20 protein-coding genes are annotated in these 23,562 nt (G+C 40.3%); 11 read left to right on the top strand and 9 right to left on the bottom strand.

What is annotated here, in order from left to right:
- Positions 1 to 223 precede the first annotated feature (223 nt).
- Positions 224 to 874: an ABC transporter ATP-binding protein gene (locus QOL76_RS01460; protein WP_283411246.1), complete on the top strand. Its 651-nt coding sequence runs from the start codon at positions 224 to 226 to the stop codon at positions 872 to 874.
- 191 nt (positions 875 to 1,065) lie between these two features.
- Here QOL76_RS01460 and QOL76_RS01455 read toward each other — a convergent pair whose 3' ends face one another.
- A complete protein-coding gene (locus QOL76_RS01455; protein ID WP_283411245.1) occupies positions 1,066 to 1,515 on the bottom strand; it encodes a peroxiredoxin in 450 nt (149 codons plus the stop codon).
- Positions 1,516 to 1,659: 144 nt separating this feature from the next.
- Between QOL76_RS01455 and QOL76_RS01450 the strand changes: the two genes are divergently transcribed.
- From QOL76_RS01450 to QOL76_RS01430, 5 genes are all read left to right on the top strand, one after another.
- Positions 1,660 to 2,472 carry a DMT family transporter gene (locus QOL76_RS01450; RefSeq protein WP_283411806.1) on the top strand — a complete coding sequence of 271 codons (813 nt, stop codon included), beginning with the start codon at positions 1,660 to 1,662 and terminating at the stop codon, positions 2,470 to 2,472.
- 56 nt (positions 2,473 to 2,528) lie between these two features.
- Entirely contained in the window at positions 2,529 to 4,025 is a 1,497-nt protein-coding gene (locus QOL76_RS01445) for a nicotinate phosphoribosyltransferase (protein ID WP_283411244.1), read from the top strand.
- 56 nt (positions 4,026 to 4,081) lie between these two features.
- On the top strand, positions 4,082 to 4,717 hold the full coding sequence (gene pncA, locus QOL76_RS01440; RefSeq protein ID WP_283411243.1) for a bifunctional nicotinamidase/pyrazinamidase: 636 nt from the start codon (positions 4,082 to 4,084) through the stop codon (positions 4,715 to 4,717).
- 2 nt (positions 4,718 to 4,719) lie between these two features.
- Positions 4,720 to 5,229 carry an acyl-CoA thioesterase gene (locus tag QOL76_RS01435; protein WP_283411242.1) on the top strand — a complete coding sequence of 170 codons (510 nt, stop codon included), beginning with the start codon at positions 4,720 to 4,722 and terminating at the stop codon, positions 5,227 to 5,229.
- A gap of 381 nt (positions 5,230 to 5,610) precedes the next feature.
- Positions 5,611 to 6,192: a hypothetical protein gene (locus QOL76_RS01430; protein WP_283411241.1), complete on the top strand. Its 582-nt coding sequence runs from the start codon at positions 5,611 to 5,613 to the stop codon at positions 6,190 to 6,192.
- Positions 6,193 to 6,608: 416 nt separating this feature from the next.
- On the opposite strand, the gene QOL76_RS01425 is transcribed toward QOL76_RS01430, so the two are convergent.
- On the bottom strand, positions 6,609 to 7,859 hold the full coding sequence (locus QOL76_RS01425; protein WP_283411240.1) for an ADP-ribosylglycohydrolase family protein: 1,251 nt from the start codon (positions 7,857 to 7,859) through the stop codon (positions 6,609 to 6,611).
- On the bottom strand, positions 7,856 to 8,821 hold the full coding sequence (locus QOL76_RS01420) for a phosphotransferase (protein WP_283411239.1): 966 nt from the start codon (positions 8,819 to 8,821) through the stop codon (positions 7,856 to 7,858). Before QOL76_RS01420 ends, QOL76_RS01425 begins: the two co-directional genes overlap by 4 nt.
- A gap of 172 nt (positions 8,822 to 8,993) precedes the next feature.
- Between QOL76_RS01420 and QOL76_RS01415 the strand changes: the two genes are divergently transcribed.
- From QOL76_RS01415 to QOL76_RS01400, 4 genes are all read left to right on the top strand, one after another.
- The gene (locus QOL76_RS01415; protein ID WP_283411238.1) at positions 8,994 to 10,151 is read left to right on the top strand and encodes an acyl-CoA dehydrogenase family protein; all 1,158 of its coding nucleotides are present in this window, start codon (positions 8,994 to 8,996) and stop codon (positions 10,149 to 10,151) included.
- Positions 10,152 to 10,224: 73 nt separating this feature from the next.
- On the top strand, positions 10,225 to 11,913 hold the full coding sequence (locus tag QOL76_RS01410) for an AMP-binding protein (RefSeq protein ID WP_283411237.1): 1,689 nt from the start codon (positions 10,225 to 10,227) through the stop codon (positions 11,911 to 11,913).
- A 166-nt stretch (positions 11,914 to 12,079) separates the two neighbouring features.
- Positions 12,080 to 13,648: a sulfatase gene (locus tag QOL76_RS01405; protein ID WP_283411236.1), complete on the top strand. Its 1,569-nt coding sequence runs from the start codon at positions 12,080 to 12,082 to the stop codon at positions 13,646 to 13,648.
- A 110-nt stretch (positions 13,649 to 13,758) separates the two neighbouring features.
- Positions 13,759 to 15,183, top strand: coding sequence for a sulfatase (locus tag QOL76_RS01400; RefSeq protein ID WP_283411235.1), 1,425 nt, complete (start codon positions 13,759 to 13,761; stop codon positions 15,181 to 15,183).
- A 47-nt stretch (positions 15,184 to 15,230) separates the two neighbouring features.
- Here QOL76_RS01400 and QOL76_RS01395 read toward each other — a convergent pair whose 3' ends face one another.
- The 5 genes from QOL76_RS01395 to uxaC all read right to left on the bottom strand — a co-directional run bounded on the left by QOL76_RS01395 (position 15,231) and on the right by uxaC (position 20,384).
- Positions 15,231 to 16,163, bottom strand: coding sequence for a UDP-glucuronic acid decarboxylase family protein (locus QOL76_RS01395; protein WP_283411234.1), 933 nt, complete (start codon positions 16,161 to 16,163; stop codon positions 15,231 to 15,233).
- 191 nt (positions 16,164 to 16,354) lie between these two features.
- Positions 16,355 to 16,909, bottom strand: coding sequence for a sugar O-acetyltransferase (locus QOL76_RS01390; RefSeq protein WP_283411233.1), 555 nt, complete (start codon positions 16,907 to 16,909; stop codon positions 16,355 to 16,357).
- Positions 16,906 to 18,081, bottom strand: coding sequence for a mannonate dehydratase (uxuA, locus tag QOL76_RS01385; RefSeq protein WP_283411232.1), 1,176 nt, complete (start codon positions 18,079 to 18,081; stop codon positions 16,906 to 16,908). The genes QOL76_RS01390 and uxuA overlap by 4 nt, the downstream gene beginning before the upstream one ends.
- 42 nt (positions 18,082 to 18,123) lie before the next feature.
- Positions 18,124 to 18,942, bottom strand: a complete 819-nt coding sequence (locus QOL76_RS01380; RefSeq protein WP_283411231.1) for an SDR family oxidoreductase — start codon at positions 18,940 to 18,942, stop codon at positions 18,124 to 18,126.
- A 2-nt stretch (positions 18,943 to 18,944) separates the two neighbouring features.
- Positions 18,945 to 20,384: a glucuronate isomerase gene (gene uxaC / locus QOL76_RS01375; protein WP_283411230.1), complete on the bottom strand. Its 1,440-nt coding sequence runs from the start codon at positions 20,382 to 20,384 to the stop codon at positions 18,945 to 18,947.
- 176 nt (positions 20,385 to 20,560) lie between these two features.
- On the opposite strand from uxaC, the gene QOL76_RS01370 reads away from it, so the two are divergent.
- Positions 20,561 to 21,583 carry a LacI family DNA-binding transcriptional regulator gene (locus QOL76_RS01370; protein ID WP_283411229.1) on the top strand — a complete coding sequence of 341 codons (1,023 nt, stop codon included), beginning with the start codon at positions 20,561 to 20,563 and terminating at the stop codon, positions 21,581 to 21,583.
- Positions 21,584 to 21,717: 134 nt separating this feature from the next.
- Here QOL76_RS01370 and QOL76_RS01365 read toward each other — a convergent pair whose 3' ends face one another.
- Positions 21,718 to 23,553 (bottom strand): RagB/SusD family nutrient uptake outer membrane protein, encoded by a 1,836-nt coding sequence (locus QOL76_RS01365; protein ID WP_283411228.1) that lies wholly within the window; start codon positions 23,551 to 23,553, stop codon positions 21,718 to 21,720.
- Positions 23,554 to 23,562 lie beyond the last annotated feature (9 nt).

Here is a 23,562-nt window from a genome sequence, read left to right as displayed (position 1 = left end):
GTCATCCCGATAGCTATCGGGAGGAATCTCGCAAGGTAGGGGATATTACCCCCTTTGACTTTTCAGCCATGCTCGATTTCATCCTCTGGAAATTTTTGCCCGAAGTTAAGCTCTTAGACTCGATAAATCAAACCTGACATTTTCCTTTTTCAGTAAAAAAAGACGTTAATTCCTCACGGAGATAGGCATTTGTTCTATTTTTGAAGTGATAAAAAATGTTAGCATGCTGAAAGCCAATGGAATCCATAAATCCTATGGAAGCCTTCAAGTATTAAAAGGTGTAGATCTAGAAATTTTAACTTCTGAAATTGTTTCCATAGTCGGTTCATCGGGAGCAGGGAAAAGTACATTACTTCATATTCTTGGGACATTAGATCAGCCTGACCAAGGTTCCTTGGAGATGGATGGAAAAAAGCTCCTAAATCTAAAAGGAGATGACTTGGCCAAATTCCGAAACGAGCGAATTGGCTTTATCTTTCAATTCCATAATCTTTTGCCAGAATTCACGGCTCAGGAAAATATTATGATACCCGGGTTGATCGGAAATGTATCTCCTGAGCAATTATCCAAGAAATCAGGAGAATTGGCAGAATTGCTAGGGATTTCCCATCGGTTGGATCATAAGCCTTCTTCACTTTCAGGTGGAGAGCAGCAGCGTGTGGCAGTGGCTCGAGCCTTAATAAATAGCCCAGCTGTGGTCTTTGCAGATGAACCGAGTGGTAATCTTGATACCCAGAATGCCAGAGGACTTCATGAATTGTTTTTCACGCTACGCAAAGAACTGGGGCAAGCATTCGTGATCGTAACGCATAATGAAGAGTTAGCTGCTATGGCTGATAGAAAAGTGGTGATGAAGGATGGGCTTATTTTATAAGATTTAAGACGCTAGATTTAAGACATTAGATTAGCAAGGGAGATTCGAGAAAAAGAGAAAAGAGATTTCTCATTTCCCGAAAAAGCTGGATTGAAAGTTCCTCCATCGAAATGACTCCTCATAGCATATCAATTTTGCGCCTTGGCACCTTTGGGGGAGATTTAAAGACGTTGCGCCGCCGCGAGAAATCCTTACTTTTCCAGACTCTTTAGCATGGCTTCAATATGTCCTTTGGACTCAAACATATCTGAAAACGCTGCAGCAATCTTATGATCTTTATCTATCAAATAAGTGATACGCTTAGGCATTTTAATCAAAGGAACTAGGGCATCATAGGATTTACATACCTTTCCTGTTGGATCAGAAAGGAGTTCAAAAGGCAATCTGTGCTCTTTCTTGAATTTATTATGCGTTTCGATATCGTCTCTACTCAGTCCAAAGACCGGTATATCCAGATTTCTAAACGCTTCAAATTGATCTCTGAATTCGCAGGCCTCCGCGGTACATACTTTCGTGAAATCCTTTGGATAAATGTAAAGCACAAAAGCTTTCCCTTTCAAGTCTTTTGATGTATTCAGAATATTTATACCTGTACACGCTAAGGAGAATTCCGGAGCAGTGCTTCCTGTTTTTAATGCCATAGAGAATAAAACCCAAATTGAGTAGAATGGTTCGCTAGTTTGATTCGTTTTTGTAACTATTTTTTGAACTATTGTCCAGACAAATTCCTTAGAAAAAGATCACTCTGAAAAGCTATTATTTTGAAGATTAACAGTGTCCAAGCCATGCTTTTGGCTGGAGTATTTTTCGCTCTGATGAATGTCTCAGTAAAGTACATTCCTCACATTCCTGCCATAGAAATTATTGTTTTTAGATCTATTTTCTCATTGATTTTCAGTTATTTGGTGTTGAAAAAGCAAAAAGTAAATGTTTTTGGGAATAATAAAAAGTGGTTAATAATTCGCGGTGTTGTTGGCTCTATCGGATTGATTTCCTTCTTCTATACCTTGCAAAATATTCCATTGGCTAGCGCGGTAACTATTCAATATTTGTCTCCAATTTTCACAACCCTCTTTGGGGTTTTCCTGCTCAAGGAGAAAGTAAAGCCCATTCAATTCTTATTTTTCGCCATTTCTTTTGGCGGAGTTCTGGTGATTCAGGGAGTTGATGCCCGGGTAGATATGTTTTGGGCGACAATAGGAATTATCTCAGCCATTTTCTCAGGCCTTGCTTACAATGTTATCAGGAAATTGAAAAACACGGAGCATCCTCTGGTAATTATTTTCTATTTTCCTTTGGTCACTTTGCCTTTTGCATTGATAGTCTCAGCTTTTGGCTGGGTGAATCCAGTTGGGTGGGATTGGGCGATTTTACTTTTCATCGGGGTTTGTACGCAGACTGCTCAGTATTTCCTGACTATTGCCTACCAAAATGCCAATGTGTCCAAAGTAGCCAGCCTTACTTATATAGGAATCGTTTATGCATTGATATTTGGGTTCTTCTTCTTTGATGAAACATTTGGCGTCCTCGTATATATTGGGATGGGGTTAGTTTTAATCGGGATTCTTTTGAATATGCGAGTGAAGCAAGTTTCTTAAATCAATTGGACAGGAATCAATTGAAGGTTATTTTTGAATTAAGCTAAAAACAAACAATGAAAATAACGAAAGACCTCTATCAAGGCTCACTGGCGCTACTGACAGATTTTTATCAATTGACCATGGCTTATGCTTATTGGAAATCTGGTAAAGCTGAGCAGGAAGCGGTTTTTAATTTATTCTTTCGAAAGCATCCTTTTCAAGGCGGATTTACAATCGCCGCTGGGTTGGATTATATAGTTGATTACTGTAAAAACTTCAAGTTTTCAGAAGAAGACTTGAGTTACCTGGCGACCATGAAAGGCAAAGACGGGCAGCTTTTGTTCGAGTCGGGTTTTTTGGATTACCTCAGGGAAATGAAATTTACCTGTGATATCGCAGCAGTTGAAGAAGGAACGGTAGTTTTTCCAAATACTCCTCTGGTTCGCGTGAAAGGCCCGTTGATTCAATGCCAACTGCTGGAAACTCCTCTGCTGAATATTATCAATTTCCAAAGTCTGATTGCTACTAAGTCTGCCCGGATCAACTTGGCGGCTAAAGGTGATCCTGTCTTGGAATTCGGCTTGCGTCGTGCTCAAGGCATAGACGGAGGACTAGCAGCTTCCAGAGCGGCCTACATAGGTGGATGCACCTCTACGAGTAATGTGATGGCAGGGAAATTATTCGGAATTCCTGTGTCTGGTACTCATGCGCATAGCTGGATTATGTCCTTTGAAACTGAAATAGAAGCATTTGAAGCCTATGCCGATGCATTTCCAGATCAATCTATTTTTCTAGTAGATACCTATGATACCATCAATGGAATCAAAAATGCGATCAAAGTTGGGAATGCCTTGAGAAGAAATGGAAAAGAGATGGTCGGTATTCGAATAGATTCTGGTGATTTGGCGTATTTCAGTAATATCGCACGAGAGATGCTAGACGAAGCTGGATTTTCTGAAGCGAAAATTGTCGCATCAAATGACCTAGATGAGCATATTATTACTTCGCTGAAGGGACAGGAGTCATCTATTAATGTTTGGGGAGTTGGGACAAAGCTTGTGACGGCATTTGATCAGCCTGCTCTTGGTGGTGTGTATAAATTATCGGCTATTAAAGATGAAAAGGGTGAATGGATTCCTAAAATCAAACTTTCGCAGCAGTCGCTGAAAATCAATATTCCCGGATTTCATACGATCAAGCGATTTTTTTCCAAAGGGAAAGCTGTGGCTGATATGATTTACTTGGAAGATCAAGAACTCAATCCTCAAGCTGCTTTAATCATCGATCCTAATGATCCCACCAGAAGAAAGCGGATGATGCCAGCTTTTTATCAGGAAGAACTATTACTCAAGCCGATTTTCGAAAAAGGGAAACTAGTGTATGAACTCCCTACAATTGTCAAGATCAGAGAAAGAGTGCAAAGTCAGTTGGATTCTTTGGATAAGACACATAAGCGATTGGTAAATCCACATCTGTATCCAATCGGATTGGAAGAAAATCTTCACCAACTGCGAATGGAGTTGGTTTTGAAAGCAAAACAAGTAGATACTGGCAATGAAGCTGAAAATTAATTAGCGATAAGCCGGAAGTGAGGACTCTCTCTTGGGCGGATCTAAACAAACAGATAATGGCAATGAATCTTAAAAACAGTGCATTACTTATTATAGATGTGCAAAATGACTTTTTACCTGGTGGGGCGTTAGCTGTGAGTGAGGGCGATGCCGTTATTCCTGTCATCAATTCACTTCAGGAGCATTTTACATTTATAGTTGCAACTCAGGACTTTCATCCTGAAGACCATGGAAGTTTTGCAGCAAATCACAAAGGGAAAAAACCAGGTGAATTCATAGAATTAGCAGGATTACAGCAAATTCTATGGCCAGTTCACTGCGTTCAGGGATCTGAAGGGGCAGAGTTTCATGCCGAATTGAATCCAATAAGATGGCAAGCTATTTTCCAAAAAGGAACAAATCCAGAAGTGGATTCGTATTCAGGTTTTTTTGACAATGCAAGAAGAGGAGATACAGGCTTAGGTGATTTCCTGCAAAATGAAGGGATTATGAACGTATTCCTCACGGGCCTAGCTCAGGATTATTGTGTAAAATTTACCGCGCTGGATGCTGTAAGTTTGGGTTTTAAGACCTACCTCATCACGGATGCAACCCGGGCAGTCAACCTATCTGCAGAAGATGGAGAGAAGGCTTTGGACGAATTGAAAAAAGCAGGAGTCATACTAATTGAAAGCTCAGCAATACTAGATTAATTATGTTTGAATATAACTCAGAGAAAAATTACCCAACCGAAACTGAAAGTAGAGTCTTGATTCGCTTTCAGGATTGCGACCCACTTCGCCATCTGAACAATGCGAAGTATTTCGATTACTTTTTCAATGCCCGAGAAGATCAGGTCCCGAAACTATACGGCGTGGAAATGATGGACTTCATCAAAAAGTATCAAGCTGCTTGGGTAATCTATAACCATAATATTTCTTACGTGAAGCCAGCAATGGTGGGCGAGTGGGTTCGGATAAAAAGCCGAATCATCTGGCATAATCACAATACGGTAATTTTGGAGTATTACATGACAGATGATAGTGAGAAGCAATTGAAGACCTTGCTTTGGACTACGATGAGGTATGTCACGCTCGCTGAAGGTAAATCCACGGATCATACAGGAGCAGTTAACGAATTTCTCCTAGCAACTTCCTTAAATGAAGATATATCTGGAATTCAGATCAAGGATCGGGTGAAAACCCTTATTCAAGAATTGAAATAAATTTGATATAGATCAAAATAATGTATCTCAGCGAACAAGACCTGTACACCTGCGTACAGGTTTTTGTTTTTTAAAATTGTTGATTTCAGACACTTACAATTTTTCGAAAAATTAATTTTTACTAACAGATGTAATAAAGTGTAACCTGGATTTATTTCAAATCTGGACTAATATGTTCGGATGCAATACATATTGATTCCAAATCGATCACTTTTCATACAGTTATACTGCTGGAAATTGATAGTGTGCCAAATTTAATTTTGTGTAAATGTTAATTTTTGTAAATAAGAATCTGCCTCAAGTAGGGTAGAAAAGGCCCTTATGGCACAGTTGGTATGCCGTTCGCAACTAGCAGAAGCATAACTCTAAACCAACATTATTATGAAAACTCTATTCACTTTCGCACTAGCCGGACTTTTAGCTACCAGTACTTTTGCTAATGACGCTGAAGATTTAAAAGCAAATTCATCAGTTCATACGAACTACAAGAAAATCTCTGTACTCCTTAATGAAGGCGTGGGTAAAGCAAAAATCGCCATTTATGATATGAATGGTAAAAAACTGCATTCTCGTAAAGTTAAAGCTAATGAAGACTTATTGGTTCCTTATGACATGAACAGTCTTCCTTGCGCGGAGTATAAGGTAATGATAACAACTGACGAGGAAGAAGTGACCTATACAGTTGAAACAGTCGAGAAAGAAAAGCCTGTTGAAGCATTACCTTTAATGGCTTACGGGAAAAAAGTAGATGAAAACACAATCAATCTGCTAGTAATTGGATTAGATCAAGCAGGAACCGAAGTCAAAATCAAAAGAGTGACTAATGATAGAATTGTTCACGAAGAAATAGTAAATCAAACTGAAGGATTCAAAAAAAATTACAAATTAAACGGTCTTGATCCAGAGGATGTTTATTTCGAAGTGACAGACGCAACAGGAAGAACTCGTCAAATTTACTTTTGAATTCTAAACCAACTTCCTTTGTGCACAGGCCCTGAATCGTTGATTCGGGGCTTTTTTGTGAAAGTCCTGTCTAACCACAGTGGTCACCGAGAATTGCGCGGGAGCATACAACTTATTTGGTTCGAATCTTCAGGTCTACCGGCTTGGAATTACGGCATTGCACTCCTAAGTGCCGAATGTAAGCGCGAATGACCACTTTCATCTTCCTAGGTGAATGCCAGATTAATGCGAGTTTCTTTACACCATATTGAATCATAGAAAAACATAATTGCAAAGCTGCTTTATCAAATCTATTCTGAATTTAAGATTTTGATTTCTTTGATACTTTGCGGTAAATATGCTTGTAAAGCAAAAGAATCAAAGCCAACAAAGGCCCTAGAAACTTTTGATCATTGCGTTTGAACATTGAAAATTGATCATTCAAACCTCTCCAGCATATGCGCTGTCAGCTCATTTGAGATTTGCATTAAATCAATACCAAGAAGGTTTTTATTCACGCTGAGGACTTTTTCCCGCTCCAGTTTAGGTAACTTTTCAAAACCATAGTGAGCTCCCAAAATACCCCCAGCTAGGGCAGCTGTGGTATCGTTATCTCTACCATAATTGACCAGAAAGATAAGTGTACCCATGAAATCAAAGTCAGCATAGATCATTGCTGTCAGTGTTTGCAACCAAATTTCTCCAGCATGAAAAGGCATATCTTGTAGCCTCTGATCAAGTTGGGAATATGCATATTCTAATGCTTTACTCTCCTCAATTACCTGATTTCCGAGACTACCTTGTTTAGCCGATTCAGCAGAGATCCACCGTGCGTTTTTTAGGATGGTATAGGCTGTTCTACCTACTAGACGGCTTTCGAAGTAGTGCGCTGGGTCCAATCGCAAGGAGGCTACCAAATCATCTTTGGTAGCATCAGGGCTCATTCCAGCAGCGGTCATAGCAGCTGCCTGAGCAGAAATATCCTTGGCGTAGCCCAAATCATAGAATGAAAGATTATAGGCTTCCTTATATGCCTTTTCAGGATTTCCAGGAAAAAATGCACCTAAAGATGGCGCATACAGTAAGCCCGCACAAACCATCTCACCTCCGTAGAATTTCCCTAAAGAATCAGCATAGGCTACTAAGTTTTCATTGATAAATGGCTGACTCACTTTAGCCCATTCTTGAAGCCATCCTAACTTTAGGGAAACTGATTCAAATGGTTCTGGATCAGTACTTTCTATTTCTTTATATTCCTTAGTATAGGATTCATAAGTGGATAAAATTTCCTTTGCAAAGTCCTTCGCACCTAGCTCATTGGTATTCTGAGTTAACAAATACTGTGAAGTCAAAACTTTCCATCGTGTATCGTCAGTAGTCCCACCTGAAGGTAAATTAGCAATCCAAATTCCCTCAGGAGAAACCTCCCTAACCATAGAATCCAAACCCTCTACAAAACCATATTGAAGTTTGATTTCCTCTCTGGCCCACATTTCTGTTGGAGCTCCCATTGCATCCCCAATAGCTGATCCGACCAGCATACCAAGTATTTTGTCATGCAATTGCTTTTCGCTCATCCCTAATTCAGGCACCTTTTGATCGGTGAACTGTACAGGAGTAGAGGATTTTCTATCTCCGCAAGAAGAAAATAGAAGCGTGAGTACAACTAGGAGGTAGAGGGTTTTCATAAAGACAAAATATAGTTTTTTGCCTTCTCTAAAAGTGATTCCTTTTCGTCTAATGAAAGTGATAAGGGTAATTGTGCAATTCCGATCAACCGGCGCATGATTTCCATACCGCGATACCTATTGACTAAGTCCTCGACATATCTATGCTTGTAATTTTTCAGAAACTCTTCCTGATGTCTTTGATCCATTTTCGAAAGATCAAAATGCGCAAATAGTACTCCCAAGTCAAATTCGCAATCTCCCATATAAGCGAATTCAGTATCAATGAACTTGATTCCGTTGTCGGTTTTTAGCCATGAAGCTGGATAAAAGTCGCCATGAAGCAAAGTGATTCCATGGGATAAATAGCGTTTTCCCAGAAGTTCCAAAGCACTTTTCAATTCCTCGTCAGTTTTATACTTCATACTAATTTCTTGCAATCCAGGCTGGATAGTATCCAAATCAAATCCATTTTCCTCCATAAAAGGGAAGTGAAAAAGATGCTCATGGTTTAGTTTTTTCATTTCCAGATTGGCCGGGAAATTACTTACTTCAAGGTTGTGCAAAGCGTTCAGATAATTGCTGATTGAGCGTAAATCATTGGGTTTCCAGTGGTAGCCGAGCTCATAGATATCACTGAAATCCTTTCCATTACCAAGGTCCTCAATCAAAAGAATATGGTTATCAGGATTGTATTGGAGTACTTTTGGGCTGTAATCTGCTAAAATCTCATCATCTTCTATGAGTTGGTAGTAGCAGAGTTCAATTTCGATTCGCTCAATTGGAGCGAGGATTTGGGGGAATTTTCTAACGTAAGGTTTGGATTGCTTGAGGATGACAGATCTTAAATTGGTTTTCACTCGTAAAACCAAATTCATGTTGCTTGCTCCGGCGGGCTCAGTTGACACCAGCTTTTCATTTTCCAGCCATAGTGGGAGCGATTGAAGTGTTTCAAGACTGGAAAGCTCACTTAGATCGGTCATTTCTATTCGTTTAGATATCAAATATCGAAACTATAAATAAGTTTAAACACTTGGGCACCGTTTAGCAAAAGTTCTAAAATGAAAAGCAAAAGGTCTTTTTAAATACAAAAAGAAATGCGAGGGCTAAAAATCCTTAATTTTGATTTGAGTAAAAACCTAAAATATAAATACCATGTTTGGATTACCCCGAACACTTTTTACTGAAGAGCATGAACTATTCAGAGCCAGTGTAAGAGATTTTATCGCCAAAGAAATTACCCCTTTCAATGCCGAATGGGAGAAGAAAAAAATGGTTTCAAGGGAAAGTTGGCGCAAACTCGGAGAAAGTGGGTTTCTCGGCATACAAGCTCCTGAGCACTTGGGAGGAATGAATATCCTTGATTTTAGATACAACGCGATCTTTATTGAGGAACTTGGGCTAAGTGGTTGCTCTGCCCCAGCCATAGGATATCCACTTCATAATGATATAGTGATGCCCTACATTCTGCATTTTGGAACAGAAAAAGCCAAGGAAAAATACATCCCTAAAATGGTGGCCGGTGAGTACATAGGTGCAGTAGCAATGACCGAACCTGGAGCGGGAAGTGATCTGCAGGGCATCAGTACCAGCGCAATAGATCAGGGGGATTTTTACTTAGTCAATGGAAGCAAAACCTTTATCACCAACGGCTATTTATCTGATGTGGTGGTAGTTGCTGTAAAGACTGATCCTAAGAAAGGTGCAAAAGGAATTAGCTTGCTGCTTATGGATAATTCTATGAAGGGCTATACGAAAGGACTTCCTTTTGAAAAGGTTGGACTGCATGCTCAGGATACCTGTGAGTTGTTTTTTGAAGACGTAATTGTGCCAAAAGAGAACTTGCTAGGTCAAGAAGGAGAAGGATTTAAATACTTGATGACTGAGCTCGCACAGGAGCGCCTTGTGGTGGCTTTGGCGGCGATTGCATTAGGAGAATACATGCTTCAAGAGACTGTTACTTATGTAAAGCAACGAAAAGCGTTCAATCAGTCCATTTCAGATTTTCAAAACACCCGCTTCAAACTGGCGGAAATGTGTGCGGCACTCGAGCAAGGGAGAATTTACTGCGACTATTTGGTTCAGCTTCACAATGATGGCCAATTGGATTCGGCGATGGCTTCAGCAGCTAAATACAATATGACAGAGCTGCAATGTAAAGTTGCTGATGAATGTGTGCAGCTTCATGGAGGATATGGGTATATGTGGGATTATGGGGTCGCCAGAGCTTATGCAGATGCTCGAGTTCAGCGAATTTATGCAGGAACCAACGAGATAATGAAAGAGTTGATCGCAAGAAAAATTCTGAAATAGAATAGAATTCTTTTGACCTATCCCAAGATTTTAATTAATTCAAGAAAAGATACACCCAACAATAACTGAAATTATGAAGGATTTTCCCTGGTTTAAGCATTACCCAGAATCTGTTCCAACCGAAGTTGATTGCGAAGCTTATTCAAGTGTGGCAGAGCTTTTTGAGGAAAGTGTAAAAAAATACGGTGATGCAGTTGCTTATGAATGCATGGGGAAAACGATGTCGTTCAATAAGTTAAATAAACTTAGTGAGGATTTTGCCTGCTATTTAACACAGGTGCTACGGCTCAAAAAAGGGACTCGAGTGGCTATTCAGATGCCGAATACCCTGCAGTATCCAGTCGCAATGTTTGGGGCAATTCGTGCAGGGATGATTGTGGTGAATACCAATCCTTTGTACACTTCTTCGGAAATGAAGCATCAATTCAAAGATTCCGGAGCTGAATTAATTATTATCGTAGCAAATTTTGCTGACAACCTAGAGAAAATTTTAGATGATATTCCTGCAAAACATGTCATCGTAACAGAACTCGGGGATCTACTTGGAGGGCTTAAGGGAACCATCGTCAACCTAGTAGTAAAATACATTAAAAAACTGGTGCCGCCATTTTCTATTCCAAAGGCCGTTTCCTTTAAATCAGCCTTGGCTCAAGGAGCCAATCATAAATTTAAACCAGTAGAACTTAGTTTAGAAGACACCGCTTTTCTCCAATATACAGGCGGAACTACCGGTGTTTCCAAAGGTGCTGAGTTAACCCATGGAAATATTGTGGCAAATATGCAACAGATCTCTGCGTGGATGAAGCCGAAGCTGAAAGAGAGCGAGGAAATAGTAATTACGGCTTTACCCCTTTATCATATTTTTGCCTTAACAGTGAATTGTCTTGCGATGCTTAAAATTGGAGCACATAATCTTCTGATTACCAATCCCCGGGATATGCCAGCTTTTTGTAAGGATTTATCCAAAAAGAAGTTTACCGTTTTTACTGGAGTGAATACGCTATTTAATGGACTATTGAACCAAGAATCATTCAGAGCATTAGATTTTAGCAGTTTGAAAATATCAGTGGGTGGGGGCATGGCGGTGCAAAAAGCAACAGCAGAAAAGTGGCTTTCGGTGACAGGAACACCTTTAGCCGAAGGCTATGGCCTTACAGAAACCTCCCCTGTAGCCTCCTGCAATCCTATCGATGGTACTGAGAGAAATGGTACCATAGGGATTCCACTTCCGAATACAGATATGATGGTCATAGACGATGAAGGAAATACACTTCCAGTAGGCGAGCGTGGAGAAATATGCATCAAAGGTCCTCAGGTTATGAAAGGCTATTGGCATAAGCCAAAAGAAACAGCTGAAGTAATGTTGGGCGAATGGTTCAAAACTGGAGATATAGGAGTGATGGACAAGGACGGCTTCACCAAGATAGTTGATAGAAAGAAAGAGATGATTCTTGTTTCTGGATTCAATGTTTATCCAAATGAAGTAGAAGATGCCATTGCATCTTTTCCGGGTGTATTGGAAGTCGGGGTGATCGGGATTCCTGATGAAAAGTCCACTGAGCGAGTAGTAGCATACGTGGTGGCCAAAGACAAGTCAATCACTAAAGAACAAATCATTTCACATTGTCATGAATACCTCACTAATTACAAATGCCCTAAGGAGGTTCATTTCACAGACGAACTACCAAAGTCCAATGTGGGCAAGATCCTGAGAAGAAAGATTAAAGAAGCACATTTGGAGAAAATAGGAGCTAGCAAGTAATAGTCAGTTTTCAGAAGGCAGTCGCAGTGATCAGTTCATCAATAATCTGATACACTGCGACTGTGACTGCCAACTAACCACACTTTACCCTTCCAACCATCACATTACTTTTTTGATTTTAAATCTTCTTGACCATCTTAGTTTCTTCAAATAACAATACCTTCCAATGCTGAAGAAATTACTACCTGTGGCTGGGCTTTTGCTCGGATTTTATCAGGCTTTTGCCCAATCTGCTGACAAGCCCAATATTGTATTTATCCTAGTGGACGATTTAGGGTATCATGACCTCAGTGTGACAGGAAGCAAATACTATGAAACTCCGAATATTGACGCGCTAGCTTCCCATTCCTATCAATTTGTTCAAGGATATACCGCTTCGCCTGTTTGCAGTCCAGCTAGAGCCAGTATTATGACTGGTGTAACTCCTGCGGTTCACAAGATTACAGATTGGATAGGGGCACCGGAAGGCGAAGCGTGGAGGGAATATGGAAGGCATACCAAGCTTTTGCCACCTACTTATTCGCATGATTTGCAGGCATCGTATGTGACGCTCCCTGAGGCATTGAGAGATTCGGGTTATGAGACATTTTTTGCGGGCAAGTGGCATTTGGGAGGCGAAGGTTCTTATCCTGAAGATCATGGTTTCCAAACCAATATTGGAGGTTTTGAAGCCGGGAGCCCAAAAGGTGGATATTTTGCTCCATACGAAAACCCCAAATTGGAGCAAGGACCTAATGGTGAAAATCTAAGTATGCGTCTTGCAACAGAAACGGCCAAGTTTATTGGTCAAGCGCATGAGAAACCGTTTTTTGCCATGTTGTCTTTTTATGCAGTTCACGGACCTATTCAGACTACTGAAGAAAAATGGGCAAAGTATAGAGCAAAGGCTGAGGCTTTAGGGATAGCTGATCATGGATTTGAAATGGAAAGGAGACTTCCGATCCGGAAGTATCAGGATAATCCAGTCTATGCAGGACTAGTGGAGGCCATGGATGATGCAGTGGGAGTAGTGACTGCAGCTTTGGCGAAAGCAGGTTTGGATGAAAATACCATTATCGTATTTACCTCAGATCACGGCGGAGTAGCGTCTGGAGATGCCTTTTCCACTTCAAATTTTCCGCTAAGAGGCGGCAAAGGATATCAGTGGGAAGGTGGCCTACGCGTGCCGTATTTCATCAAAGTCTCAGGACAGAAGGAACTCATTACTTTGGATGTGCCAGCTAGCGGAATAGATTTTTACCCTACACTTTTGGAACTTGCAAATGTGAAGATGCCTGCTGGATTGGAAATTGAAGGAGTAAGTTTAGCTCCTGCGATGGAAGACAAGAAAATTGCTGCCCGTCAGCTTTATTGGCACTACCCGCACTATGGCAATCAGGGTGGAGATCCAAGTTCTATTGTGCGTGAGGGAAATTGGAAATTGATTTACTATTGGGAGGATAAAAGTGTGGAGCTTTATGATCTAAGCAAAGACCCAAGGGAGGGAAATGATGTAGCAAAGCAAAATCGAAAAGTAACTACTAAACTTGCTGGTGACTTGCTATTTTATTTGACTGGTAAATTTGCAAATCAGCCATTGGATGATCCTGAATATAATGCAGCCTTGCATCAGGAAGTTTTGGATAGAAACAAAAATGTAAGAATGCCAAATTTGGAAGCAGAGCGAGTGAATATGCTTAGCCCAGGATATACTCCTAATGCAGACTGGTGGGGATCTAAGGTGACAAAGGATTGAGGGGAGGCGGTTGGCAGTTTTCGGTTGGCAGTTTGGAAGGTGGTAAAGTTGTAATGTGGTAAAGTTGGAAGTGTGGGGATTAATATTCAGTGTTGTTTAAATTTCAATATGTGAAAAAGTATATAGTTCTATTTCTTTTGCTGGTCGGTGGGGTTAAAGATTCTTTTGCGCAGCTTAAATCCACGAAGCCAAATGTTGTGCTGATCAATGTGGATGATTTGGGCTGGGCTGATTTGGGATTTATGGGTTCGGATTATTACGAGACACCTAACCTTGATAAACTCAGTAGGGAGAGCAAGGTCTTCATGAATGCCTATGCAGGAGCTTCTAATTGTGCTCCTAGTAGGGCTAGTATGATTACGGGTCGGTATCCTATGACTCATGGGGTTTACACGGTAGACCCAGCAGATCGTGGTGATAAGAGAACTCGGAAGCTGTTTGCCTCACCAAATTCAAAAGTTATCCAAGATAGCCTTTACACCTTGGGCAAGTTCTTCAAGGATCAAGGCTATACAACTGGTACGTTTGGGAAGTGGCATATTTCGGATGATCCGGCTATCCATGGATTCGATGTGAATATCGGTGGAAGCCATAGAGGCCATCCTGGAAAGGACGGGTATTTTAGCCCATATAATATCAAATTGGAGCCTGTGGTAGAAGGGGAATATCTGACTGATCGACTGACGAATGAAGCGATCACTTTTGTAAAGAATAACCAAGAAAGGCCATTTTTCCTTTACCTGCCTTTTTATACAGTTCATTCTCCTTTGCAGGGTAAACCGGATTTGGTAGAAAAATATCAAAACAAAAAGAGTAGCAAAGGCCAAAATAATCCGGTTTATGCGGCTATGATCCAGAGCATGGATGAAAATGTAGGAAAATTGTTAAGTGTATTAGATGGCTTGAATCTGACGGATAATACGCTTGTTATTTTCACCTCAGATAATGGAGGCATTCGCGCTACCAGTTATCAAGATCCGTTGAGAGCTGGAAAGGGGAGTTACTACGAAGGTGGAATCAGAGTGCCTATGCTCGTCAAGTGGCAAAATCAAATTAAAGCTGGAATAGAAAATACTCCAGTGACACAAATGGATTTTTATCCTACCATCCAAGCCTTGATAGCGCCAGATGCCGGAATCAAGCTGGATGGGCAAAGTATTTTGCCTCTGCTTTTTGATCAGGAATTGGATGAAAGGGATCTGTTCTGGCATTTCCCAATATACCTGGAGGCCTACGATCCGAAGGAGGATGGTTCTAGAGATCCACTTTTCCGTACTCGACCTGGCTCAGTCATTCGCTCAGGAGATTGGAAGTTGCATCAGTATTTTGAAGATGGTGGATTAGAACTTTATAATCTTAAGGACGATCCTTCCGAAGCGAATAACTTAGCATCTTCAAATCATGAAAAGACAAAGGATCTTTTAAAGAAATTGGAAAAGTGGAGATCGGAGAATGGCGCTCCTATTCCCACAACAAAGAATCCTGACTACGATCCGGCCTTCGAGAAATCAGCGGTTGAAAAAGCGGTGAACTAGAAAAAGCCACCATTTGGTGGCTTTTTCTAGTTTGATAGATGGCTTTATCAGATTACTGATTCAAAGTATTCGATCGTTTTGGTCAATCCTTCTCTTAGGTTAACAGTAGGTTCCCAATCCAGTTCTTTTTTAGCCAGATCAATAACCGGTCTTCTCTGCATAGGATCATCTTGAGGAAGTGGAAGGAAGATCATCTTACTTTTACTGTTTGTCAGATCTATAATTTGCTGAGCTAGTTCCAGCATGGTGAATTCACCAGGGTTACCGATGTTCACTGGTCCGGTAAATCCATCACGGCTATTCATCAAACGGTACATTCCCTCAATATTATCGTCCACATAACAAAAAGAGCGGGTTTGCATACCATCTCCATACATGGTGATGTCCTTTCCCTGTAGGGCTTGCACGATAAAGTTACTTACAACACGTCCGTCATTTGGATGCATTCTTGGACCATAAGTATTGAAAATACGCATGACTTTGATTGCAACTTTATGCTGGCGGTGATAATCGAAAAAGAGCGTTTCAGCACATCTCTTTCCTTCGTCATAGCAAGCTCTAGGCCCAAGAGTGTTCACACTTCCCTTATAGCTTTCTGGCTGAGGATGAACTTCAGGATCTCCGTAAATCTCAGAAGTACTCGCCTGAAGGATTTTGATTTTTAATCGCTTTGCTAAGCCCAGCATATTCATAGCTCCAATCACAGATGTTTTGGTGGTTTGAACCGGGTCAAACTGATAATGAACAGGGGAGGCAGGACAAGCTAAATTATAAATCTCATCTACTTCTACATAAAGTGGATGCGTAACGTCATGGCGGAGCAATTCAAAATTCTTGTTATCAAGTAGATGATGAATGTTTCTTCTATTGCCAGTAAAAAAATTATCTACACAAAGAACCTCATTTCCTTCTTTCAGAAGTCTATCACAAAGATGGCTGCCAAGAAATCCTCCACCACCACTAACTAATACTCGTTTCATATGATTATGATTGATTTTTTAAGGCCATATGGAATCTCGCTTGCATTATAATTTTTTGTGCGTTTGCTGTTTTCGTTATGCTCGATTTCATTCAATTAAAACAAAAGGGTTAAAAATAATTGTGCCCAAAAATAAGCAAATGTTTAGCGATATAAAGGAAAGGTGATCTGGGATAGGAATAAAATGGTATGTTAGACTAGATACCTGATGACTTTGGCAGGATTACCGCCAATGACCACATCGGCAGGAAAGCTTTTGGTAACTACGGCTCCTGCTGCTATTACCGATCGGTCACCAATGGTAACTCCGGGACAAATCACGGCTGACCCACCTATCCAAACGTCATTTCCAATAGTGATTGACTTGCCATATTCCCACATTTCCCCTCTTGATTTTGCATCAATTGGATGAGTGGCGGAGTAAAACTGGACATTTGGTGCGACAAGTACTCGGTCACCAAGTGTGACTTTGACCACATCAAGAACTACGCAATTGAAGTTGAAGAAGACATCATCTCCAACTTCAATATTATAGCCATAATCGCAAAAGAAAGGTGGTTCTACCCAGAAGTTCTTTCCGGTTTTTCCAAAGATTTTACGAATAAGAGAAACGCGAAAATCGATATCCTCAGGATTTGAGTCATTAAAGCTTTTTACCAATTTTCTTACTTTCAAGCGTTCTGCTACCAATTCCGGATCCCCAGCTTGGTAGAGTTCGCCTGCCAGCATTTTCTCTTTTTCTGTCATTTTTCCTGGCTATAAAGCAAGCCTGCTTCCACACCACGTATTTCAGCAAGACCTTTTAATCTTCCAATTGCAGAATACCCTGGGTTGGTTTTTTTGTTCAAATCATCCAGCATCAAATGTCCATGATCTGGGCGCATTGGTAGGCTTTTTCCGCGCTTCTGCTGAACCTGAATCACCGCATCAATCACTGCTACCATTGGCACGTTTCCTTCCAAATGATTGTCTTCAAAGAAATTACCATGTTCATCTCTTTTGGTGCTGCGCAAATGGATGAAGTGGATGTGGTCACCAAATTCTTTGACCATTGCCGGAAGATCGTTGTCCGCTCTTACTCCAAATGAACCTGTGCAAAAAGTCAGGCCATTGGCAGGACTCGGCTGATCTTTAAGTATTCTTCTTGCATCGTCTGCTGTACTCATAATGCGCGGAAGACCAAATAGTGGGAAAGGAGGATCATCTGGATGGATTGCTACGCACATTCCATTCTCTTCAGCCACAGGTACGATTTCATCTAAAAACAACCTTAAATGATCTGCTAGTTTGGCTGCATCAATTCCATCGTATGTTGCTAGCATGGTTTTGAATTCTTCCAATGTATAGCCAATCTCAGACCCAGGTAGGCCCTTAAGGATATTATCGAAGATCATTTGATGCTTTTCAGGAGTTAACGCTTCATAGTAAGCTTTCACCTCAGCATATTCTTCTTCAGAATATTCAGCTTTTGCCTCTGGTCTTTCCAGTATGAAGAGATCAAATGCCTGAACCGCCTTTTTCTCATAAAGCAAGGCTTTTACGCCATTGGGAAGTTCAAATTCCAGATCAGTTCTAGTCCAATCCAGAATAGGCATGAAATTGTAACAAACTGTATAAATGCCTTCTGCTGCCAGGTTACGAAGTGTTTCCTTGTAATTTTCGATTACCTGCAGGTAATTCCCAGATCGTGTTTTTATTACTTCATGTACTGGCACAGATTCTACAACTGACCAAGTCAGGCCTGCAGCTTCAATGGTGTTTTTGCGTTTTTTGATTTCTTCTCTAGACCAGGTTTCTCCATTTGGAATATGGTGGAGAGCTGTAACTATTCCGGTTGCCCCAGCCTGAAGAATATCTCTAAGACTTACAGGGTCGTTTGGGCCATACCAGCGCATGGTTTGCTCCATTTTATAGGTCATATTTTATATAATTTGAGATTTTAAATTTGAGATTTCAAATTGTTAGACTCCTGAATAGGCTCCAAAACCGCCATCTACCGCGACGATAGTTCCTGTTACAAATTCGGATGCATCAGCACAAAGCCAGTGTAAGGCGCCATTTAAATCTTCAGGTTTGCCAAATCTATTCATAGGCGTATGGCTGATGATTTGATTTCCTCGTCCTGTAAGGCTTCCATCAGACTCAGTAAGTAATGCTCTGTTCTGCTCTGTCAGGAAAAAACCTGGAGCAATGGCATTAACCCTAAATCCAGCTCCATGTTTAGAGCAAAGCTCAACTGAAAGGAACTTGGTTAGGTTGTCAATAGCAGCTTTGGCAGAAGCGTAGCCCATCACCCGGGTCATGGGTCTGGAAGCGGCCATGGAACTGATATTGATGATGTTTCCTTTTCCGTTTTTCAACATGAGTGGGAAAAGAATTTTAGAAGGAATAGCAGTACCTAGGTAATTAAGATCCATCACCTTTCTTAACCCATCGAGTTCCAAATCTTTTAAGGTTTTGTCAGGAGTGATCACTGCACCTGGCATATTTCCGCCAGCGGCATTGATCAAAATATCAAGGTAACCATGGTCTTTTTCTATTTCCGCATAGACTTCCTGAATGCTTTTTTCATCAGTGACATCGCAAATATAGCCAAATGCTTTTCCTCCTATGGCTTTAATTTCTTGAACTAAATCTTCCACCTTGGCGGGCGTACGACCTAAAATCAGGACTTCTGCGCCTTCATTGGCAAGATATAAACTCATTGATTTGCCTAAGACTCCAGTCGCACCGGAGAAGGCTATTTTTTTTCCCTTAAGAGAGAATAGTGAACTGCTCATAATTAAACGTGAATGTTTTTTGGGCTAAAGTCAAAATACTGTTTCGCATTGTGGTAGCAAATACCTGAGATGATTTCCCCAAGCCATTTCTCATCCCAAGGAAGCTCGCCATTCGCTACATCTTGTCCAAATAGGTTGCATAGAATTCTGCGGAAATATTCATGACGTGGAAAGGAAAGGAAGCTGCGGGAGTCTGTAAGCATACCTATAAAACAGCTGATTAAGCCCATGTTTGAAAGTGTGTTGATTTGCTTCTCCATACCATCCTTTTGATCGAGGTACCACCAGCCTGATCCAAATTGAATTTTACCGCGCACAGATCCGTCATTGTAATTTCCGATCATGGTAGCAAAAACCTCATTATCACGTGGATTAAGGTTGTAAATCACTGTTTTGGTAAGCTGATCTTCAGAAGTTAATGCATTGAAAAATCCTGACATGGCTTTTGCTTGGTCAAAATCTCCAATGGAGTCAAAGCCTGTGTCTGGACCTAAGATCCTAAGTGAACGCTCGTTTGTATTTCTCAGAGCGCCAAGATGGAATTGTTGTACCCAACCCTTGGCATGGTACATTTTGCACAATGCCAGAAGCGTGCTGTATTTGAAGAAGTTTACTTTTTCGCTGGAAAGATTGTCACCAGAAAGAACCTGAGAGAATATGGAATCTACTGAGAGGGAGCTCTCTTTAAAGAAATATAATTGCTCGAGTCCGTGGTCTGATAGTCTACAACCGCGCTCGTGGAAATAGTCTATCCTGATGCTCAATGCTTCGAGCAATTTATCGTACGTATGGATTTCGAATCCTACGCTTTCGCCTAAGCTGGAAATATATGTTTTATATGATGTTGGGTTTTCAATAGAATATGCTTTATCTGGCCTGAAAGCAGGATACATGCCAAGATCTTTCCCCTTCTTATGAAAAGAAACATGTTGGTCAAGAGAATCAATAGGATCATCTGTAGAGCATACTACTTCTACTTTCATCTGAGCCAATAGCCCCTGAGTAGAGTAGGAGTCTCCTTCCAAAACTGTGTTGCAATGCTTATAGACTTCCGAGGCATTTGCTTCTGAAAGCAGATCATCAAAACCAAAATATCGCTTTAATTCTAGATGCGACCAATGGTAAAGAGGGTTTCTAAGTGTATAAGGTAATGTTTTGGACCAGCTTTTAAATTTCTCTTCATCTGAAGCATCTCCAGTAATAAATCTCTCATTAATGCCAAAAGTCCTCATCGCCCGCCATTTGTAATGGTCACCGGCTAGCCAGATCTTTGAGATGTTTTCAAATTTTTTATTAGCATTTATTTCAGCTGGCGGAAGGTGATTATGATAATCTATTATGGGTAAATCCTTGGCATACTGATGGTAAAGGATTTTTGCATATTCGCTATGCAATAGAAAATCTTCATTTAGGAATGAAGATTTCGTTGTTGAATAGGGCATCGGTTATTTTGACTAAATTTCTACAACTTATTATGAACATAAAAATACCTCGAATCAGCTGTATTTAGGGAATAAAATGCGGAAACGATTTCGAAATTATGTATGCGGTATAGGCCTAATACGCGCAATCATTTGTAATTTGTGACCAATTATTGACCCAATTTACCTTTAATACCATGGCTTCAGGAATTAGTTTAAAAGAATTAGCTGCGGAACTTAAGCTTGCCCCTTCGACTGTCTCACGTGCATTAAATGATAGTTATGAAATATCAGAGGCTACTAAGAAGAAAGTTCTAAATATGGCTGAGAAGCTAAATTACCATGCGAATCCTTTTGCACGTAGTTTACGCGAAAATAAAAGCAAAACTATCGCAGTTATTATCCCAGAGCGAATCAATAGCTTCTTTGCTCAAGTAATGGATGGTATAGAAGAAATAGCCCAGGAACATGGCTATCATCTGTTAGTTTATAATACGCATGAAGATATGGAGCGAGAGCGGAAGATTGTGAATTTGCTTCTAAATGGCAGGGCAGATGCCATTGCTATGTCAGTGACTAGTCAGACCAGCGACAATTCCCATTTAAAGAAACTACACGATAGAGGACTACCAATCATATTTTTTGATCGGATAAGTTCTGAAATTCCTACAACTAAGTTTATTACCAATGATTATGAAAGTGCTTTTGAAGCAACTCAGCATTTAATCAATCAGAACTGCAAAAAGATTGCTTTTTTCACTCTGTGTGTAGATTTATCTATTAGCAAGGAAAGGCAGCGTGGATTCAACGATGCTATCAATAAAGCGGGTATCGCATTGGATTCTTCAATGACCCTTTATTGTGGGCATGATGAAGAGAGTAACGTAGAAAAAATTCAGAATTTACTAAACTCTCCGGATAGACCTGATGGAATAATTACTTCAGTGGAAAAATTAGCTTTTGCTACCTATCATGCCGTAAAACGTACTAATTTGAAAATGCCTTCTGATTTAAAATTGATCAGTTTTTCAAATTCTTCTATCGCTGGATTAATGAATCCAGCATTGACTACTATTACCCAGCCTGCTTCCTTAATGGGTAGTGAATGCGCAAAGTTGCTTATAAAGAAATTGACTAAGCCAAATCACTATGATTTATTAGATCAAGTAATCACAATTCCTTCAAAAATAACGATTAGGGAATCAACCTGTCAGGATTAGGTAAACCCTGATTACTAATCTCAGGTGCTACTCCAACTTTGGAGTAGCATTTTTTTTAAAAAGGGCAGTAGTAAAAGTAAAACGGAGACCAGATTCAACATCTGGTCTCCGTTGGTTTATGATTTGAAGAATTATTACTCTTCCGTCTCTATAGTAGTGAGTGGAGGAATGTTGTTTTCAGAACCATAGTAACCTTCATTTTGATTTAGGTGACCTTTGGTATTTGAATTAATGGCATTTTGAGGAATTGGCCATAATACATGATATGGGCTCAAGGTATATGTATCGCCATGTCTTGTGAAAACACCTTTATTGTAGTAGTCAGTAACCTCCATTATTCTGTCATAGTAGAAATTATCCTGAGAGAAGTTCGCCTCACTATAAGTCTTGCCATTGTATGCAGTCTTACCTGTCATTGCAAAAATTCTAGCAATTCTAGTTAATTCAGTTTTTCTAGGCTCCTCATAATAAAGTTCTCTTGCTCTTTCGTCCAAAATAGTACCGATAGTAATATCCGCTCCAGTATAAGGAGCAGCACCAGCTCTTTCTCTCACCTTATTAATATCTGCAGCAGCACCGTCTAGGTCACCCAACCAATACTTTGCTTCAGCTCTAAGTAGATAAGATTCAGCAAGTCGGAATATATACCAATCGGTTTCGCCACCTTGAGGCTGGGTTCTTTTTGGATCTGGGACAAACAATTTGTAATGTGGCCAAGAGAACCAGCTTCTGATCGTATCCACAACCAGTACTACTCCATCTTCATTTCTAAATTCAAGATTTTCACCATAGTAAGGGTCGGAACCTTCAATTCCGGGATTGTTGTATACTAGATCTGTCATGTTCATCCAGTTACCTGGAGCATGTCTTAGATCATTTTCATCATCCCAAATCATACTTTGGTGATACCAAGTTCCTCTCAATCTTCCGATACCTCTACCGATTTGCTCTACTTGAGGAATAGGCCGATTTGCTACGTCTGAAGTTCCTTTGTTACCTGCTGGAGTATTGATGTTTGATCCCCAGAAAGGAACCGCATTTCTCATAGTAATAATACCTCCTGAGCTACCGTCAGTATCTATTCTATCCATTACCAGTAGAATTGATTCTGTGTTTGAAACTGGAGATTTGTTTTCAGGTCTATGAAGATCCCACACGACATTTTTAGTAGGGTCATTCGCATCTACACCAAATCTTTCAGTCATTAGTTTGTAGGGGCCATTATCAATCAATCTGTTGGCAACATTTAAAGCATCCTGAAATTCACCAAGAGCTAGGTTGACTTTGATTAACAAATGTTGAAGAGCTCCTTTCGGTACTCTACCACGATCCATTACCTCTGGGATCCATTCTTCTCCCCATTCTAAATCTTCCTTCATTTTTCTCAAAATCACTTTACGATCAGTTGAGTAAAAATCAAGCTTAGGTGCCGTGATTTCATCAAGAATTAATGGGATATCACCGAATTGCTGAGTTAGCCTATAGTATCGTAGCGATCTATGGAAATACGCGGTAGCAAGAAGATGGTTTCTTTCTGCTTCGTTCTCGTAATCCTGAGGCTCATCGATTCTAGATACCACCGTATTTGCATACTTTACACCTTTGTAGCCTTCGTACCAGTACCATCCTATTCTGTTTGTGTTAACTGAGTTTAGGTTGGCATCAGGTGTAATCAATAGATTCATATCCTGAGCTGGCCCAGATTTATCTGTTGTACCTTCTACAGCTACTTCAGAGAATATGTGTTCTGTTAGGATAGGAGAGCCATCTCCAGTGTATTCATGTCGCATGTTTCTTTCACAGGCAACTAAGGCAGCCCATAAACCACTAGCTTCATTATAGGTGTTTTCTGGTGAGTAGAAAGACAGAGGTTGAGGCTCTAGCCAATCTTCATTACATCCAGAAGTGACTGCAATTATCAATCCTGTCAAAAGGATTTTTATCGAGTTTGTTTTACTTCTAATATTCATTTCAATGTT

Origin of the sequence: Algoriphagus winogradskyi (assembly GCF_900182815.1) — a bacterium.
GTDB classification, from domain to species: Bacteria; Bacteroidota; Bacteroidia; order Cytophagales; family Cyclobacteriaceae; genus Algoriphagus; species Algoriphagus winogradskyi.
This window is presented reverse-complemented; position numbering and strand designations above follow the sequence as displayed.

What these genes read in the sequence shown, in the direction of transcription:
- QOL76_RS01460 (WP_283411246.1), top strand. Translation starts at nt 224, where the DNA reads ATGCTGAAAGCCAATGGAATCCATAAATCCTATGGAAGCCTTCAAGTA.
- QOL76_RS01455 (WP_283411245.1), bottom strand. Translation starts at nt 1,515, where the DNA reads ATGGCATTAAAAACAGGAAGCACTGCTCCGGAATTCTCCTTAGCGTGT.
- QOL76_RS01450 (WP_283411806.1), top strand. Translation starts at nt 1,660, where the DNA reads ATGCTTTTGGCTGGAGTATTTTTCGCTCTGATGAATGTCTCAGTAAAG.
- QOL76_RS01445 (WP_283411244.1), top strand. Translation starts at nt 2,529, where the DNA reads ATGAAAATAACGAAAGACCTCTATCAAGGCTCACTGGCGCTACTGACA.
- pncA (WP_283411243.1), top strand. Translation starts at nt 4,082, where the DNA reads ATGGCAATGAATCTTAAAAACAGTGCATTACTTATTATAGATGTGCAA.
- QOL76_RS01435 (WP_283411242.1), top strand. Translation starts at nt 4,720, where the DNA reads ATGTTTGAATATAACTCAGAGAAAAATTACCCAACCGAAACTGAAAGT.
- QOL76_RS01430 (WP_283411241.1), top strand. Translation starts at nt 5,611, where the DNA reads ATGAAAACTCTATTCACTTTCGCACTAGCCGGACTTTTAGCTACCAGT.
- QOL76_RS01425 (WP_283411240.1), bottom strand. Translation starts at nt 7,859, where the DNA reads ATGAAAACCCTCTACCTCCTAGTTGTACTCACGCTTCTATTTTCTTCT.
- QOL76_RS01420 (WP_283411239.1), bottom strand. Translation starts at nt 8,821, where the DNA reads ATGACCGATCTAAGTGAGCTTTCCAGTCTTGAAACACTTCAATCGCTC.
- QOL76_RS01415 (WP_283411238.1), top strand. Translation starts at nt 8,994, where the DNA reads ATGTTTGGATTACCCCGAACACTTTTTACTGAAGAGCATGAACTATTC.
- QOL76_RS01410 (WP_283411237.1), top strand. Translation starts at nt 10,225, where the DNA reads ATGAAGGATTTTCCCTGGTTTAAGCATTACCCAGAATCTGTTCCAACC.
- QOL76_RS01405 (WP_283411236.1), top strand. Translation starts at nt 12,080, where the DNA reads ATGCTGAAGAAATTACTACCTGTGGCTGGGCTTTTGCTCGGATTTTAT.
- QOL76_RS01395 (WP_283411234.1), bottom strand. Translation starts at nt 16,163, where the DNA reads ATGAAACGAGTATTAGTTAGTGGTGGTGGAGGATTTCTTGGCAGCCAT.
- QOL76_RS01390 (WP_283411233.1), bottom strand. Translation starts at nt 16,909, where the DNA reads ATGACAGAAAAAGAGAAAATGCTGGCAGGCGAACTCTACCAAGCTGGG.
- uxuA (WP_283411232.1), bottom strand. Translation starts at nt 18,081, where the DNA reads ATGACCTATAAAATGGAGCAAACCATGCGCTGGTATGGCCCAAACGAC.
- QOL76_RS01380 (WP_283411231.1), bottom strand. Translation starts at nt 18,942, where the DNA reads ATGAGCAGTTCACTATTCTCTCTTAAGGGAAAAAAAATAGCCTTCTCC.
- uxaC (WP_283411230.1), bottom strand. Translation starts at nt 20,384, where the DNA reads ATGCCCTATTCAACAACGAAATCTTCATTCCTAAATGAAGATTTTCTA.
- QOL76_RS01370 (WP_283411229.1), top strand. Translation starts at nt 20,561, where the DNA reads ATGGCTTCAGGAATTAGTTTAAAAGAATTAGCTGCGGAACTTAAGCTT.
- QOL76_RS01365 (WP_283411228.1), bottom strand. Translation starts at nt 23,553, where the DNA reads ATGAATATTAGAAGTAAAACAAACTCGATAAAAATCCTTTTGACAGGA.